16 protein-coding genes are annotated in these 14,297 nt (G+C 56.9%); 15 read left to right on the top strand and 1 reads right to left on the bottom strand.

Translation table 11 applies throughout. The features are described from left to right. Positions 1 to 2 precede the first annotated feature (2 nt). The gene (locus AOY24_RS08740; RefSeq protein ID WP_071888335.1) at positions 3 to 1,253 is read right to left on the bottom strand and encodes an MFS transporter; all 1,251 of its coding nucleotides are present in this window, start codon (positions 1,251 to 1,253) and stop codon (positions 3 to 5) included. A gap of 97 nt (positions 1,254 to 1,350) precedes the next feature. Here AOY24_RS08740 and AOY24_RS08745 point away from each other — a divergent pair, with 97 nt between their 5' ends. The 15 genes from AOY24_RS08745 (at position 1,351) to AOY24_RS08815 (ending at position 14,297) form a co-directional block, all read left to right on the top strand. Beyond that, positions 1,351 to 2,400: an AI-2E family transporter gene (locus tag AOY24_RS08745; protein ID WP_044327798.1), complete on the top strand. Its 1,050-nt coding sequence runs from the start codon at positions 1,351 to 1,353 to the stop codon at positions 2,398 to 2,400. A gap of 368 nt (positions 2,401 to 2,768) precedes the next feature. Next, positions 2,769 to 3,146: a hypothetical protein gene (locus tag AOY24_RS08750; RefSeq protein ID WP_125340073.1), complete on the top strand. Its 378-nt coding sequence runs from the start codon at positions 2,769 to 2,771 to the stop codon at positions 3,144 to 3,146. 68 nt (positions 3,147 to 3,214) lie between these two features. After that, the gene (locus AOY24_RS08755) at positions 3,215 to 4,276 is read left to right on the top strand and encodes a methyltransferase (protein WP_044263895.1); all 1,062 of its coding nucleotides are present in this window, start codon (positions 3,215 to 3,217) and stop codon (positions 4,274 to 4,276) included. Between the two features lie 54 nt (positions 4,277 to 4,330). After that, the gene (locus AOY24_RS08760; RefSeq protein ID WP_054176489.1) at positions 4,331 to 5,053 is read left to right on the top strand and encodes a beta-ketoacyl synthase chain length factor; all 723 of its coding nucleotides are present in this window, start codon (positions 4,331 to 4,333) and stop codon (positions 5,051 to 5,053) included. Beyond that, positions 5,032 to 5,865 (top strand): 1-acyl-sn-glycerol-3-phosphate acyltransferase, encoded by an 834-nt coding sequence (locus AOY24_RS08765; RefSeq protein WP_369700151.1) that lies wholly within the window; start codon positions 5,032 to 5,034, stop codon positions 5,863 to 5,865. The genes AOY24_RS08760 and AOY24_RS08765 overlap by 22 nt, the downstream gene beginning before the upstream one ends. Then, on the top strand, positions 5,846 to 6,103 hold the full coding sequence (locus tag AOY24_RS08770) for a phosphopantetheine-binding protein (protein ID WP_042998497.1): 258 nt from the start codon (positions 5,846 to 5,848) through the stop codon (positions 6,101 to 6,103). Before AOY24_RS08765 ends, AOY24_RS08770 begins: the two co-directional genes overlap by 20 nt. Before the next feature lie 12 nt (positions 6,104 to 6,115). Beyond that, positions 6,116 to 6,367: an acyl carrier protein gene (locus AOY24_RS08775; RefSeq protein WP_042998498.1), complete on the top strand. Its 252-nt coding sequence runs from the start codon at positions 6,116 to 6,118 to the stop codon at positions 6,365 to 6,367. A 6-nt stretch (positions 6,368 to 6,373) separates the two neighbouring features. Next, positions 6,374 to 6,946: a hypothetical protein gene (locus AOY24_RS08780; RefSeq protein WP_054176490.1), complete on the top strand. Its 573-nt coding sequence runs from the start codon at positions 6,374 to 6,376 to the stop codon at positions 6,944 to 6,946. After that, positions 6,943 to 8,304, top strand: a complete 1,362-nt coding sequence (locus AOY24_RS08785; protein ID WP_054176491.1) for an AMP-binding protein — start codon at positions 6,943 to 6,945, stop codon at positions 8,302 to 8,304. Before AOY24_RS08780 ends, AOY24_RS08785 begins: the two co-directional genes overlap by 4 nt. After that, a complete protein-coding gene (locus AOY24_RS08790) occupies positions 8,291 to 8,644 on the top strand; it encodes a hydroxymyristoyl-ACP dehydratase (RefSeq protein ID WP_054176492.1) in 354 nt (117 codons plus the stop codon). Before AOY24_RS08785 ends, AOY24_RS08790 begins: the two co-directional genes overlap by 14 nt. Further along, positions 8,635 to 10,326: a glycosyltransferase gene (locus tag AOY24_RS08795; RefSeq protein ID WP_054176493.1), complete on the top strand. Its 1,692-nt coding sequence runs from the start codon at positions 8,635 to 8,637 to the stop codon at positions 10,324 to 10,326. The genes AOY24_RS08790 and AOY24_RS08795 overlap by 10 nt, the downstream gene beginning before the upstream one ends. Before the next feature lie 3 nt (positions 10,327 to 10,329). Further along, on the top strand, positions 10,330 to 10,752 hold the full coding sequence (locus tag AOY24_RS08800) for a thioesterase family protein (RefSeq protein WP_042998503.1): 423 nt from the start codon (positions 10,330 to 10,332) through the stop codon (positions 10,750 to 10,752). Then, on the top strand, positions 10,749 to 11,354 hold the full coding sequence (locus AOY24_RS08805) for an outer membrane lipoprotein carrier protein LolA (RefSeq protein WP_044263906.1): 606 nt from the start codon (positions 10,749 to 10,751) through the stop codon (positions 11,352 to 11,354). Before AOY24_RS08800 ends, AOY24_RS08805 begins: the two co-directional genes overlap by 4 nt. Beyond that, positions 11,323 to 13,641 (top strand): MMPL family transporter, encoded by a 2,319-nt coding sequence (locus AOY24_RS08810; RefSeq protein WP_054176494.1) that lies wholly within the window; start codon positions 11,323 to 11,325, stop codon positions 13,639 to 13,641. The genes AOY24_RS08805 and AOY24_RS08810 overlap by 32 nt, the downstream gene beginning before the upstream one ends. Next, complete coding sequence (locus AOY24_RS08815) at positions 13,641 to 14,297, top strand: DUF3261 domain-containing protein (protein ID WP_369700152.1); 657 nt, start codon at positions 13,641 to 13,643, stop codon at positions 14,295 to 14,297. The genes AOY24_RS08810 and AOY24_RS08815 overlap by 1 nt, the downstream gene beginning before the upstream one ends.

Raw genomic sequence — 14,297 nt, forward strand, 5'->3', positions numbered from 1 at the left:
CATCAGGACGATGAGACGGCCTCTGGCGATTCCTGCAGAGGCCGTTTTTTTAACCGCCAGGTTAGCAGCAACGCAACCGCCACCAGCCCTGCCGCCGCCAGGTAAATGACCGGTACGCCAGCCCAGGTCATCACCAGCCCAGCCAACGGTCCCGTCACCCCCAGCGACAGATCCATAAACACCGTATACGTCGCCAGCGCCGAGCCCTGATTCTGCTGCGGCACCGCTTTGACCGCCACCACGCCAAGCGCCGGGAAGACCAGCGAAAAACCCATTCCTGTCAGCAGCACACCGATTTTTGCCATCCACGGCATCATCGCCACTCCCACCAGCAGCAGTCCGACTATCTCGACGCTAAAGCAGATCATCGCCACATTCAGACCGCCCAGACGATTGATGCCGTTGGGAAACAGCAAACGCGTTCCGACAAACGCACAGCTAAACAGGGTGAGCGCGAATGCCGCGCCATCCCAGCCTTTGGCGTCATAGAACAGCGTGATAAAGGTGGCTATCACCCCGAAACCCGCCGAGGCCAGCGCCAGGGCCATTCCGTATAGCCAGACGCGTCCAAGCACCGCGCGAAACGGCAAAGGCTTCCCTTTGCTCGCTTTCACCGCAGGGCGCGGAATCGCTAACAAAATGGCCAGCAGCGCGATACCCATGATAATCAGCGCTAATCCCTGTAGTCCGCCCCAACGGTAAAACAGCACGCCGAGCGGCGCGCCGACCGCCATCGCCCCGTAAGTCACAATACCGTTCCAGGAGATCACCCGCCCGATGTGCAACGAGCCCACCACGCCAACACCCCATAGCGTCGAGCCGGTCCCGGCGAAACTCTGTCCAATCCCCAGAATCACGCGGCCCAGACACAGCAGCAGCAAACTGACAACCGGCCAGCTACTGGCGCTTCCTGCCAGAAAATAGCCCGCCCCGCTGAGAAAACAGCCGCACAGGCCAAAAACCACAATCTTTTTTGGTCCGAGCAGATCCGCATAGCGTCCGGCATGAGGGCGACTGAGCAAAGTCGCGAAGTATTGCAGGCTGATGACCAGCCCCGCCCAGAAGGCGCTAAACCCCATAACATCATGCACATAGCCAGGCAAAACCGCGAGCGGCAGGCCGATGGTCAGGTAGCTGGCACAGTTGAACATCACAACAGAAACAATGCGCAGATTGAGGCGCAATCCAGTAAGCGCCGGTTCAGCGACGGGTTCGGGCATGGGGATCACCACATTTTTACAACAATGTTTCATTTCTACCACGCCACGCCGGGAAAATCAGCAGCCAGATTAGGAATATCGGCAGCCAGCGAGCCGCTACACTTAATGAAAATCAAAAAAGGATGTAAACATGACAACCCCTCAACCCGACAAAGCCGGTCTACATATTCTGCTCAAACTGGCCTCGCTGGTCGTCATTCTCGCCGGGATCCACGCCGCCGCAGATATCATTGTGCAACTATTACTGGCGCTCTTTTTCGCCATTGTCCTCAATCCACTGGTCACCTGGTTTATCCGGCGGGGAGTGAAACGCCCGGTGGCGATCACCATTGTGGTGGTCGTGATGCTGTTCGTGCTCACCGCGCTGATTGGCGTGCTGGCGGCCTCGGTGAATGAATTTATTGCCATGCTGCCGAAATACAACAAGGAGCTGACACGTAAGCTTTTGTATCTGCAAGATATGATGCCATTTCTGAATCTGCATATGTCGCCAGAGCGCATGTTGCAACGCATGGATTCGGAGAAAATTGTCACCTTCACCACCACGCTGATGACCAGCCTCTCGGGGGCGATGGCCAGCGTGGTGTTGTTGGTGATGACGGTTGTCTTTATGTTGTTTGAGGTCCGCCATGTGCCCTACAAAATGCGTTTTGCACTGCACAATCCGCAAATCCACATCGCCGGACTGCACAGGGCGCTGAAGGGGGTCTCTCACTATCTGGCATTAAAAACGCTGCTCAGTCTGTGGACCGGGGTCATTGTCTGGTTGGGACTGGAACTGATGAACATTCAGTTTGCCCTGATGTGGGGAGTGCTGGCGTTCCTGCTGAACTATGTACCCAATATTGGCTCGGTGATTTCCGCCGTTCCGCCGATGGTTCAGGCGCTGCTTTTCAACGGCGTTTATGAGTGTGTGCTGGTGGGTGCGCTGTTCCTGATAGTCCATATGGTATTGGGCAACATGGTTGAACCGCGCATGATGGGGCATCGCCTGGGCATGTCGACGCTGGTAGTGTTCCTTTCTTTACTGGTCTGGGGCTGGTTGCTCGGCCCGGTGGGGATGTTGCTCTCCGTTCCCCTGACCAGCGTCTGTAAAATCTGGATGGAGACCACAACGGGCGGCAGCAAACTGGCAATATTACTGGGCCCTGGGCGACCGAAAAATCGATTACCGGGATAAACCTGCCCTACCAACCAGGGTAGTTTTATTCCCTTACCGGTGAAAGTATTATAAGGCGCGCTTTTGTTACCTGGATGTTTCAATAAGCGCGGTTTCCTTCGCGAAATGAGTTCCAGGTTTTTCCGCAGTGCATTTAATTCAAATTAAATGGTATCGACAATTTAATTTAAGTGAAAATTAACTAATACCATGATAATCCGGAAGATAAACGTCTTCAGCCTGCATGAATTAATTTCAGAATTTCACGGTGTCCCGTCAAAGTTAACATTAAAAATAGTCGGTATCATTGTAACTAAAACGCAATTCAGAAATGCATTCAACGTTAATATAAATAGTAATTTTGATAGGGAGTTTTCATGAAACAATACATTAAGTGGTTTGCGGCGATTGCCGTTGTCGGTGCGCTGGCAGGTTGTGCGCGTACTGCCCCCATCGATCAGGTGCACTCTTCGGTGACCGCAGGCCATACTCAGGATCAGGTGAAAAACGCGATCCTGAAAGCAGGCGTTCAGCGTAAATGGATCATGACGGAAGCGGGTCCGGGCGTGATCAAAGCGCGTCAGCAGTCTCGCGACCACGTTGCAGAAGTGCGTATTACCTACACCGCCTCCAGCTACGATATCAAATACGACAGCAGCTTCAACCTGCAGGCTTCTGGCGGTAAAATTCATAAAAACTACAACCGTTGGGTCCGTAACCTGGATAAAGATATTCAGTTGAACCTGTCTGCGGGTGCGGGTCTGTAATATCTCCTAAAGTCGGGTCGTTTGCGGCCCGATAACCTCTTTTTGTTTTTTAACAGGTTGTACTCGCTATGTACGAACAGGACTCCCTCAGCGCACTGGATGCGATCACGGAAGCGCAGCGTATCGCCTTCGCCCCCATGCTGTTTCAAACCGCACTTTGCCTGCGAAATGCTGATGTGCTGGCGTATCTTGACCGCCAGGGAAAACAGGGTGCAACACTGGAAGAGATCACCGAAAACAGTCACGTTAACGAATATGCAGTCGGTGTCTTGCTGGATATGGGATTAAGCGGACGCATCATCACCCATAAAGCGGGACGCTATTATCTGGCGAAAATCGGACATTTCCTTTTGCATGACACGATGACTCGCGTGAATATGGATTTCACCCACGACGTCTGTTATCAGGGATTGTTCTTTTTAGAGAATGCTCTGAAAGAAGGAAAACCATCCGGGTTAAAAGTGTTTGGCGACTGGCCAACTATTTATCCGGCATTGTCGCAATTACCGCCGTCCGCGCGTGAAAGTTGGTTCGCCTTCGATCATTACTATTCTGACGGGGCGTTTGACGCCGCATTACCGCATGTATTCGCCAGTTGTCCTGCAACCCTGTACGATGTAGGCGGAAATACGGGAAAATGGGCAATACGCTGTAGTCAATTCGACGAAAATATCGCGATAACGTTATTAGATTTGCCACAACAAATTGCACTTGCCCGCGAAAATATCGAAAATGCAGGATTATCCGATCGCATCGGTTTTCATGCGGTGGATATGCTTGGCGATGCGCCTTTACCCACTGAGGCCGATATCTGGTGGATGAGTCAATTTCTTGACTGTTTTTCACCGGAGCAAATTGTCGCCATGCTCAGCAAGGTTGCCCGTGTGATGAAACCCGGCGCAAGACTGTGCATTATGGAGCTGTTCTGGGATGCGCAGCGTTTTGAAGCCGCCTCATTCAGTTTGAATGCGTCTTCGCTTTATTTTACCTGCATGGCGAACGGCAACAGCCGTTTCTACAGCGCAGAGAAATTTTATGGCTATCTGGACAAGGCAGGGTTCCAGGTGGACGAACGCCACGACAACTTAGGCGTTGGACATACCTTATTGATATGTCAAAAGAAAAAATAACAAAGTAGCATCTGAACGCTACTGGAATCACCGGTTTACCGCGGACGCGCGTTGATGAAATTCTCACTAAATATTACCGACTGGCGGGCGATGGCGCCAGGTCTGAGCGAATTGATACAGTGGCTGCAATGGTCACGGCATCCGCACGCCATCGATCCGTCGGCGGCACAAGGCAAACTGCGTGAACTGCCGATGATGACCGCCCGTCGTCTAAGCTCCGGCAGTAAACTGGCCGTCGAGTGCGGACTGGCGATGTTGCGTCGCCACGATATTGATGCGGTGCTATACACCAGTCGCCACGGAGAGCTCGAACGTAACTACCGGATTCTGCACGCGCTGGCGACAGAACAGGCGCTCTCGCCGACCGATTTTGCCCTGTCGGTACACAATTCAGCGGTGGGCAACCTGACTATCGCGGCTAAACACCCTATCGTCTCGTCATCACTTTCCGCCGGGCGCGATACCTTCCAGCAGGGGCTATGTGAAGTCATCTGCCTGCTACAGGCGGGTTATCAGCGCGTGCTGATGGTCGATTTCGACGGTTTTCTTCCCGAGTTTTACCACCCGCGCCTTCCGGAAAATATGCCAACCTGGCCGTACGCCACCGCGCTGGTCTGCGAAGCAGGTAACGACTGGGTATGTCAGAGCGAACCGGCTCAGGCTGGCGCTGAAACGCCACTCCCGCAAAGCCTGTTGTTTTTACAGCACTATTTGCAGAATTCCCGCTCGTTTAGCCTTCCGGGTGAGCGAGTGAACTGGCACTGGAGTCGGTCATGAAAGGGGTTATCTCCACGCTGAACCGACTCTGGCGAATCGCCATGACCGGCTTCTGCTTCGCCCTCTTCGGACTCGGCGGGCTGCTGCTTTCGGTCGTCTGGTTTAACGTTTTATTAGTGTTCGTATGGGACAATGCCCGGCGTCGCCGCATTGCCCGACGCAGCATTGCCGCCAGCTTCCGTCTCTTTTTAACGGTAACCCGAGTGCTGGGCGTGCTGGATTATCAGATGAACGGGGTGGATATTTTGCGTCAGGAACGCGGATGTCTGGTGGTCGCCAATCACCCCACCCTGATCGATTATGTCCTGCTGGCGTCGGTAATGCCCGAAACAGACTGTCTGGTGAAGAGCGCGCTGCTGAAGAACCCGTTCCTCAGCGGCGTAGTGCGTGCTGCGGATTATCTGGTGAACAGTCAGGCCGACGCCCTGTTACCGGCCAGTCAGCAACGCCTGGCGCAGGGCGATACGATTTTAATTTTCCCCGAAGGCACCCGCACTCGCCCCGGCGAGACCATGACGCTGCAACGCGGCGCGGCGAATATCGCCGTGCGCTGCGGCAGCGATATTCGCGTGGTGACCATCCATTGCAGCCAGCGCATGCTGGATAAAGAAAGCAAATGGTATCAGGTGCCGCCCGTAAAACCGCTGTTTACCGTCGAGGTACGCGAGCGGGTAAAGATCGACCACTTTTACGACGCAAATTTACAAGAACCGGCGCTGGCGGCAAGACAGCTAAACCGGCATCTTTTGCTTCAATTACAACCAGGTACGTTACCTCTCTCAGGAATTAATGATGCAAGCGCTTTATCTTGAAATTAAAAATCTCATCATAACAACATTGAATCTGGACGAACTGTCAACAGACGACATTGACACCGAGGCGGCGCTGTTTGGCGACGGCCTGGGGCTGGACTCGATTGATGCCCTGGAACTGGGACTGGCGGTAAAAAATCAGTACGGCGTGGTGCTGTCTGCGGAAAGTGAAGAGATGCGCCAGCACTTCTTCTCCGTCGCCACGCTGGCATCGTTCATTAATGCGCAACGTGCCTGAGGAGAGTCCGTTATGACCGATCAACACGCCATTTATAACGAAGTCTCTGCGCTGCTGGTTAAGCTGTTTGAGATAGACCCGCAGGAGATCAAACCTGAAGCGCGTCTGTACGACGATCTTGAGCTGGACAGCATCGACGCCGTCGACATGATAGTCCATCTGCAAAAGAAAACCGGTAAGAAGATCAAACCGGAAGAGTTCAAAGCCGTACGCACCGTGCAGGATGTCGTTGACGCGGTAGAACGCCTGCTTAAAGAAGCCTGATTCGCCGTGTCGGGCGTTCGCGCGTTGCCTGTGCTGACAGGCGTGCTGCTGCTTGCCTGGCCTTTCCTGATTTGGTTTGGCCTGGCGCACCACAGCCTGCAGTGGTTACTGCCGCTGATGGCACTATTGCTGTTCTTACGCTTTCGCCAGACCCGGCGACAGGCGGGTCCGTTGCGCGTCGTCACCCAGGTGGTGGCCGCAGTGGGTATCACCCTGTGCGTCGCCAGCTACCTGCTTAAAACCCATCAGCTTCTGCTGTTTTATCCGATTGTGGTGAATGCCGTCATGCTTGCCGTTTTTGGCGGTTCGCTCTGGTCATCGATGCCCATCGTTGAACGACTGGCGCGACTGCGCGATCCCCAACTCCCGGCTGTGGCGGTGCGTTACACCCGCCGGGTGACGCAGATCTGGTGCGCCTTTTTTATCTTCAACGGCGGCGTGGCGTTGTTTACCGCCCTTCACGGCGATATGGCAATGTGGACCGCATGGAATGGCATGATTGCCTACCTGCTGATGGGGTTACTGATGGGCAGCGAATGGCTGGTACGCCATTGGATGATGAATCGAGACTTGCAATGAAACAGACCCTGACGCTGGCCGAATGGCTCACCTCCCCCCGTCCAGCGAACACGCCTGTCGCCTGGCAGGATGAACGCCACTGGACGCTCGGTCACTTGCGCCACGATGTCGCGGAGTTGATGACACGCCTGCAACAGCAAAAAGGCGATCGCTGGGCGCTCTGTTTTGAAAACAGCTATCTGTTTATTGTCGCGCTGCTGGCGACCCTGCATGCGGGGAAAACACCCGTGATCCCGGGGCATAACCGCGTCTCTTTGCTCGACGAACAGCGGGCGTTGTTTGACGGCGTACTGAGCGATAAAACGCTCGGCTGGCAGGGGCCGCTGTGGGTGGTTAGCTCAGCAATGACGCTCAGCGATGAAGCGTGCCTCTTCCCGCCCCTGCGCCACGATGCATATGTCGAGCTGTTTACCTCCGGCTCGACGGGGCAACCGAAGCGCATCGTCAAACCCATTGCCCGTCTGGACCATGAAGCCGAACTGCTGGCGGCGCGCTTTGCCGACCGCCTGGCGGGGTGCAGAGTGGTAGCCTCCGTCGTGCCGCAGCATCTGTATGGTCTGACGTTTCGTATTTTCCTGCCAATGGCGCTCGGTCTGCCGCTGCATGCAGCCATGCTCTACTACGCGGAGCAACTGGCTGCGTTGGGTCACGAACATCGCTATGTGTTTATCAGCAGCCCGGCGTTTTTAAAACGTCTCGACCACCAGCTTCCCGCACCGCCGGTGGCAATGATTTTGTCGGCTGGCGGCATGTTACCGTGGCAGGACGTCACGCAAACCGCCGCCTGGCTGAACGTCTGGCCGGATGAAATCTACGGCAGCACCGAAACCGGTATTCTGGCCTGGCGCTATCGTCAGCAGGAGAATGTCACCTGGCTGCCCTTCCCAGGCGTGTCATTTACCGCAGAAGATGCTGCATTTCGTGTCTTTTCTCCGCTGATTGCCGACGCTAACGGTCTGCTGCTCGACGATATCCTGCAGTTTGAGCCAAACGGTCAGTTCCGCCTGATGGGACGCCGTGGCCGGGTGGTCAAAATTGAAGAGAAGCGCATTTCGCTCAGCGAAGTCGAACAACGCCTGCTAGAGCTAAAGGGCATCCGCGAGGTCGCCGCCCTGCCGATCACCCGTGGCGGTCGCCAGGGCGTGGGCGTACTGCTGGTACTGGATGACGAGGCGCGCCAGCGCTGGCAGAACAGCGGTGGAAAAACCCAGGAGCTGACGTGGCGGCGAGCGCTGCTACCGTGGCTCGAGCCGGTCGCCGTACCGCGTTACTGGCGGGTGATCGACGAAATCCCGGTCAACAGTATGAATAAGCGTGTCTATGCGCAATTACAGGAGTTGTTTCATGATACCCCATGAAATTGAGCGCCATCAGGCACAGCCCCAACAGGTTGAGATCGTTTTGCATCTCGATCCTTCTCTTTTTTGGTTTAGCGGCCATTTTGCCGTGCAGCCGCTGCTGCCGGGCGTCGCGCAGATGGACTGGGTGATGCACTATGCCACCACTCTGCTCGCTCCCGGCTGGCGTTTTCACAGCATTCAGAACGTGAAGTTCCAGGCACCGCTGCTGCCGGAAAACACCGTCACGCTAACGCTGAGCTGGCAGGAAACGCGTCAGATCCTGACGTTCAGCTATCAACGCCACGATGGCGACGCGCGCCATACCGTCAGCAGCGGGAAGATCCGGTTATGCCGTTGACCTTTTCCCCCTGCGTGCTGATCCCCTGCTATAACCACGGTGCCATGATGCCGCGTGTCCTGACACGCCTGCAGCCGTTTAATCTGCCGTGTATTGTGGTGGACGACGGCAGCGATGCCGCCACGCAGCAGGAACTGGACAGACTCGCCGAGGACACCTCCGGTCTGACCTTAATCCGTCTGGCGGAAAATGCCGGAAAAGGCGCGGCGGTGATCCGCGGATTAGAGGCGGCGGCAGAGGCCGGATTTACCCATGCCGTCCAGGTCGATGCCGACGGTCAACATGCCATTGAAGACATTCCAAAACTGCTGGAACTGGCGCAGGCCCATCCCGCCGCGCTGATCTCCGGACAGCCGATTTATGATGATTCCATTCCCCGTTCGCGTCTGTACGGGCGCTGGATAACCCATGTCTGGGTATGGATTGAAACCCTTTCCCTGCAACTGAAAGACAGTATGTGCGGCTTTCGTGTCTACCCTGTCGCCCCCACTCGCCAGCTGGCGCAGCGGGTAACGCTCGGTAAGCGAATGGATTTTGACACCGAAGTGATGGTGCGTCTCTGGTGGCAGGGTACTCCCAGCTATTTTGTCCCGACTCGCGTGACCTATCCGCCGGACGGGCTGTCGCACTTCGATGCTTTCAAAGATAACTGTCGCATTTCGCTGATGCATACGCGCCTGTTCTTCGGCATGTTGCCGCGCATCCCGTCACTGCTGCTGCGTCGAACGTCGCCGCACTGGGCGCGCCAGCAGGAGGTGAAAGGGCTGTGGGGAATGCGCCTGATGCTGCTGGTCTGGCGGCTGCTGGGACGCAAAGCGTTCACCTTGCTGCTGTATCCGGTGGTCGGTGTTTACTGGCTGACGGCGTCCACCGCTCGCCGGGCCTCACAGAACTGGATCGCCCGCGTGCGTGAGCAATTGGCCGCGCGGCAGAGGCCGGTGCCGGCTAACCTCACCAGCTACCAACACTTCTTGCGTTTTGGTAACGCGATGCTCGATAAAATCGCCAGTTGGCGCGGTGAACTGCATTTTGGTCGCGACGTAGTGTTTGCGCCAGGGGCTGAAGCGGCGCTGAATGTGAGCGATCCTCGCGGCAAGCTGCTGCTGGCCTCGCACCTGGGCGATGTTGAAGCCTGTCGCGCGCTGGCGCAGTTACAGGGCAGCAAAACCATCAACGCGCTGGTGTTCAGCGATAATGCCCGCCGTTTTAAGCAGATTATGGAAGAGTTGGCCCCGCAGGCCGGACTCAACCTGATGCCAGTGACCGACATCGGCCCGGACACCGCCATTGCGCTCAAAGAGAAGCTGGAGCGCGGGGAATGGATTGCTATTGTCGGCGATCGCATTGCGGTAAATCCCCAACGTGGCGGCGATTGGCGCGTCTGCTGGAGTCGTTTCATGGGGCAAGCCGCCCCGTTCCCGCAGGGGCCATTTATCCTCGCCTCGATTTTGCGCTGCCCGGTGGATCTCCTCTTTGCCCTGCGTCAGCAGGAGAAGCTGTGCATTCACTGCGAGCCGTTCGCCAATCCGCTGCTCTTGCCGCGCGCCGAACGCCAGCAGGCGCTACAGCAGACCATCGACCGCTATGCCGAACGTCTTGAACATTACGCGTTACAGTCGCCGCTCGACTGGTTTAACTTTTTCGATTTCTGGCAATTGCCGGAACCCAAAAACAAGGAGTAAAGGGTGCTGAACGATCCCCGCTTTACGGCTGAAGTCGAGCTGACCATTCCGTTTCATGACGTCGACATGATGGGCGTGGCGTGGCACGGCAACTACTTCCGCTACTTCGAAATTGCCCGCGAAGCGCTGCTTAACCAGTTCGACTATGGCTATCGCCAGATGAAAGCCTCCGGCTACCTGTGGCCCGTGGTGGATACCCGCGTGAAATACCGCCATCCGCTGACCTTTGAGCAGCGCATTCGCGTGCGAGCGCGTCTGGAAGAGTTCGAAAACCGCCTGCGCATTGGCTATGAAATTTTCGATGCCGAAAGCGGGAAACGCGCGACGACGGGCTACACCATTCAGGTCGCGGTGGAAGAGAAAAGCCGCGAAATGTGCTTCGTCTGCCCGGACATTCTGTTTGAACGAATGGGGGTGACGCCATGAGGTTTCTGCCGCTGCTGGCACTGCTCGTCAGCCCGTTCGTCAGCGCCCTGACACTGGATGAACTGCAACAGCGCTTTACCGAACAGCCGGTGATCCGCGCGCATTTCGATCAAACCCGGACGATAAAAGATCTGCCGCAGCCGCTGCGATCCGCAGGAACGATGTTGATCGCCCGCGACCAGGGGCTTTTGTGGGATCAAACCCGTCCGTTCCCGATGCAATTGCTGCTGGACGATACGCGAATGGTGCAGGCCATCAACGGTCAGCCGCCGCAGACTATCACCGCCGATAACAACCCGCAGATGTTCCAGTTTAACCACCTACTGCGCGGGCTGTTTCAGGCCGACCGCAAAGTGCTGGAGCAAAACTTCCGCGTGGAGTTTGCAGATCGCGGAGAGGGCCGCTGGACGCTACGCCTGACACCTGTCACCACGCCACTGGATAAGATCTTTGCCACCATCGACCTGGCTGGAAAAACCTATCTGGAACGTATTGAGCTAAACGACAAACAGGGCGACCGCACGGATATCGTGCTTTCCCAACACCAACTGACGCCTGCGCAACTGACTGATGACGAACGCCAACGCTTTGCCGCCCAGTAAACGCCCCGCGCTGTTATGGGGAATCGCCTGCATCATGATGCTGGGCGTGTTGCTGATGTTGCTGCCTCAGGCGCGGCTCAACAGCAGCGTGCTGGCGATGCTGCCAAAACAGGCGCTGGGGGCGATTCCGCCTGCCCTGAATGACGGCTTTATGCAGCGTCTTGACCGCCAGCTGGTCTGGCTGGTCAGTCCCGGTAAAAAGGCGGACCCGACAATCGCCCGTAACTGGCTGGCGATACTGCAACAATCACAGGCGCTGGCTGAGGTAAAAGGCCCAATGGATGCCAACAGCCAACAGGCGTGGGGCGCGTTCTTTTGGCAGCACCGCAACGGTTTGATCGACCCGCAAACTCGCGCCCGTCTACAAAACGGCGGCGACGCGCAGGCGCAATGGATCCTGTCTCAGCTCTATTCCGCGTTTTCCGGCGTCAGCGGTAAAGAGCTGCAAAACGACCCGCTAATGCTGATGCGCGGCTCACAGCTGGCGATGGCTGAAAATGGTCAGCGTCTGCGGCTGATGGACGGCTGGCTGGTGGCGCAGGACCGCGAGGGAAATTACTGGTATCTGCTGCATGGCGAACTGGCCGGTTCGTCGTTCGATATGCAACAGACGCATCATCTGGTGACCTCGCTCAGCGCGCTTGCAGAGGCGCTGAAAGCGCGCTATCCCCAGGCGCAGCTACTGTCGCGTGGCACGGTATTCTACAGCGATTACGCCAGCCAACAGGCAAAACAGGATGTCTCCACGCTTGGCGTGGCGACAGTGCTGGGCGTGCTGCTGCTGATTGTCGCGGTGTTCCGCTCGCTGCGCCCGCTGCTGCTGTGTCTGCTGTCGATTGGCATTGGCGCGCTGGCGGGAACCGTCGTCACGCTGCTGTTCTTCGGTGAACTGCATCTGATGACGCTGGTGATGAGCATGAGCATCATCGGCATCTCCGCCGACTACACGTTGTATTACCTGACCGAACGGATGGTGCATGGCGCGGAAACCTCGCCCTGGCAAAGTCTGGCAAAAGTGCGAAATGCCCTGCTGCTGGCGCTGCTGACCACCGTCGCGGCCTACCTGATTATGATGCTCGCCCCCTTCCCCGGCATTCGCCAGATGGCGGTATTTGCGGCGGCAGGACTGAGCGCCTCGTGCCTGACGGTGATTTTCTGGCATCCGTGGCTGTGTCGCGGGCTACCGGTGCGCCCGGTTCCGGCGATGGTGCTGATGCTGCGCTGGCTTGCCGCCTGGCGACGCAATAAAACGCTCTCCGTCGGTTTGCCGGTGGCACTCGCGCTTTTCTCACTGGCTGGTCTGGCGACCCTACGCGTGGATGATGATATCTCCCAGTTGCAGGCGCTGCCGAAGCACATTCTGGCGCAGGAAAAAACCATTACCGCGCTGACCGGACAGAGTGTCGATCAGAAGTGGTTTGTGGTGTACGGCGACTCCGCACAGCAGACGCTGGAACGGCTGGAAGCCTTTGTCCCCGCGCTGGCGCAGGCGAAAAAAGAGGGTCTGCTCAACGGCTATCGCACGATCCCGTTGAATTCACTGACCCGTCAGCAGCAGGATCTCGCCTTGCTGAAAAACGCTGCGCCCACGGTCATTCAGGCCCTGAACAACGCCGGGCTGACGACGGTCAATCCCGATCTAACCCCTATGCCGGTAACCGTTGACGCCTGGCTTGCCAGCCCGGCCAGCGAAGGTTGGCGACTGTTGTGGTTGAGCCTGCCTCACGGCGAAAGCGGTGTACTGGTGCCCGTGGAAGGCGTGACCCAGAGCGCGGCGCTCAACGCGCTTAGCGAGAAATATCCCGGTGTCGCGTGGGTCGATCGCAAAAGCACCTTTGACAACCTGTTTGCACTGTATCGCAACGTACTGACCGGTTTATTGTTTATCGCGCTGGCGGTAATTGCCTGCGGCGCTATCGCGCGGTTAGGCTGGCGCAGAGGATTGGTCAGCCTCGTGCCGTCGGTGCTCTCTTTGGGCTGCGGTCTGGCGGTGCTGGCATTGAGCGGGCATGCGGTCAATCTGTTCTCGCTGTTGGCGCTGGTGCTGGTTCTGGGGATCGGCATTAACTACACGCTGTTTTTCAGTAATCCGCGTGGGACGCCGCTGACCTCCCTGTTAGCCATCACGCTGGCCATGATGACCACCCTATTGACGCTCGGTATGTTGGTCTTTAGCGCCACCCAGGCGATCAGCAGTTTTGGCATTGTGCTGGTCAGCGGCATTTTCACCGCGTTCCTGCTTTCCCCTCTGGCGATGCCGACGAAAAGAGAGAAAAAACGAAAATGATTAAACACCTTTTTGCCGGATGGCGGCTACGCCTTATCCGGCCTGACAGGTCAACAGGTTGGCGTAGGCCCGATAAGCGTAGCGCCATCGCGCAGTTAGCGCTGGGCCTCTTTGCGCTGTTACTCACCGGCTGCAGCCACTCGCCAAAAGATCAGCAAGGCCGCCCGCAGGCGTGGCTGGAGCCAGGTACGCGGGTGACACTGCCTGCACCGGGCATCTCTCCGGCAGTGAACGCTCAGCAGTTGCTCACCGGCCGCTTTAACGGCAAAACCCAGTCGCTGCTGGTAATGCTGAATGCCGATGATAAAAAAATCACGCTGGCGGGGCTGTCGTCGGTGGGTATTCGTCTGTTCCTCGTCACTTACGATGACAAAGGGTTGCACACCGAGCAGTCCATCGTGGTTCCACAATTGCCGCCCGCCAGTCAGGTGCTGGCTGACGTCATGCTCAGCCACTGGCCGATTAGCACCTGGCAGCCGCAGTTGCCGAAAGGCTGGACGTTGACGGACAGCGGCGACAGGCGTGAACTGCGTAATGCTCGCGGCACGCTGGTGACCGAAATCACCTACCTGAACCGCAAAGGCAAGCGCGAGCCGATCAGCATCGAACAGCATGTCTTTAAATACCACATCACCATTCAATATCTGGGTGACTGA

The sequence above is a fragment of the Citrobacter sp. CtB7.12 genome (genome assembly GCF_001297795.1).
GTDB lineage: Bacteria > Pseudomonadota > Gammaproteobacteria > Enterobacterales > Enterobacteriaceae > Citrobacter_A > Citrobacter_A amalonaticus.

Bases quoted from the DNA above. Each gene is read 5' to 3' on its own strand.
- AOY24_RS08790 (WP_054176492.1), top strand. From the start codon at position 8,291: ATGATACCCCATGAAATTGAGCGCCATCAGGCACAGCCCCAACAGGTT.
- AOY24_RS08760 (WP_054176489.1), top strand. From the start codon at position 4,331: ATGAAATTCTCACTAAATATTACCGACTGGCGGGCGATGGCGCCAGGT.
- AOY24_RS08745 (WP_044327798.1), top strand. From the start codon at position 1,351: ATGACAACCCCTCAACCCGACAAAGCCGGTCTACATATTCTGCTCAAA.
- AOY24_RS08785 (WP_054176491.1), top strand. From the start codon at position 6,943: ATGAAACAGACCCTGACGCTGGCCGAATGGCTCACCTCCCCCCGTCCA.
- AOY24_RS08795 (WP_054176493.1), top strand. From the start codon at position 8,635: ATGCCGTTGACCTTTTCCCCCTGCGTGCTGATCCCCTGCTATAACCAC.
- AOY24_RS08770 (WP_042998497.1), top strand. From the start codon at position 5,846: ATGCAAGCGCTTTATCTTGAAATTAAAAATCTCATCATAACAACATTG.
- AOY24_RS08740 (WP_071888335.1), bottom strand. From the start codon at position 1,253: ATGAAACATTGTTGTAAAAATGTGGTGATCCCCATGCCCGAACCCGTC.
- AOY24_RS08810 (WP_054176494.1), top strand. From the start codon at position 11,323: ATGACGAACGCCAACGCTTTGCCGCCCAGTAAACGCCCCGCGCTGTTA.
- AOY24_RS08775 (WP_042998498.1), top strand. From the start codon at position 6,116: ATGACCGATCAACACGCCATTTATAACGAAGTCTCTGCGCTGCTGGTT.
- AOY24_RS08805 (WP_044263906.1), top strand. From the start codon at position 10,749: ATGAGGTTTCTGCCGCTGCTGGCACTGCTCGTCAGCCCGTTCGTCAGC.
- AOY24_RS08755 (WP_044263895.1), top strand. From the start codon at position 3,215: ATGTACGAACAGGACTCCCTCAGCGCACTGGATGCGATCACGGAAGCG.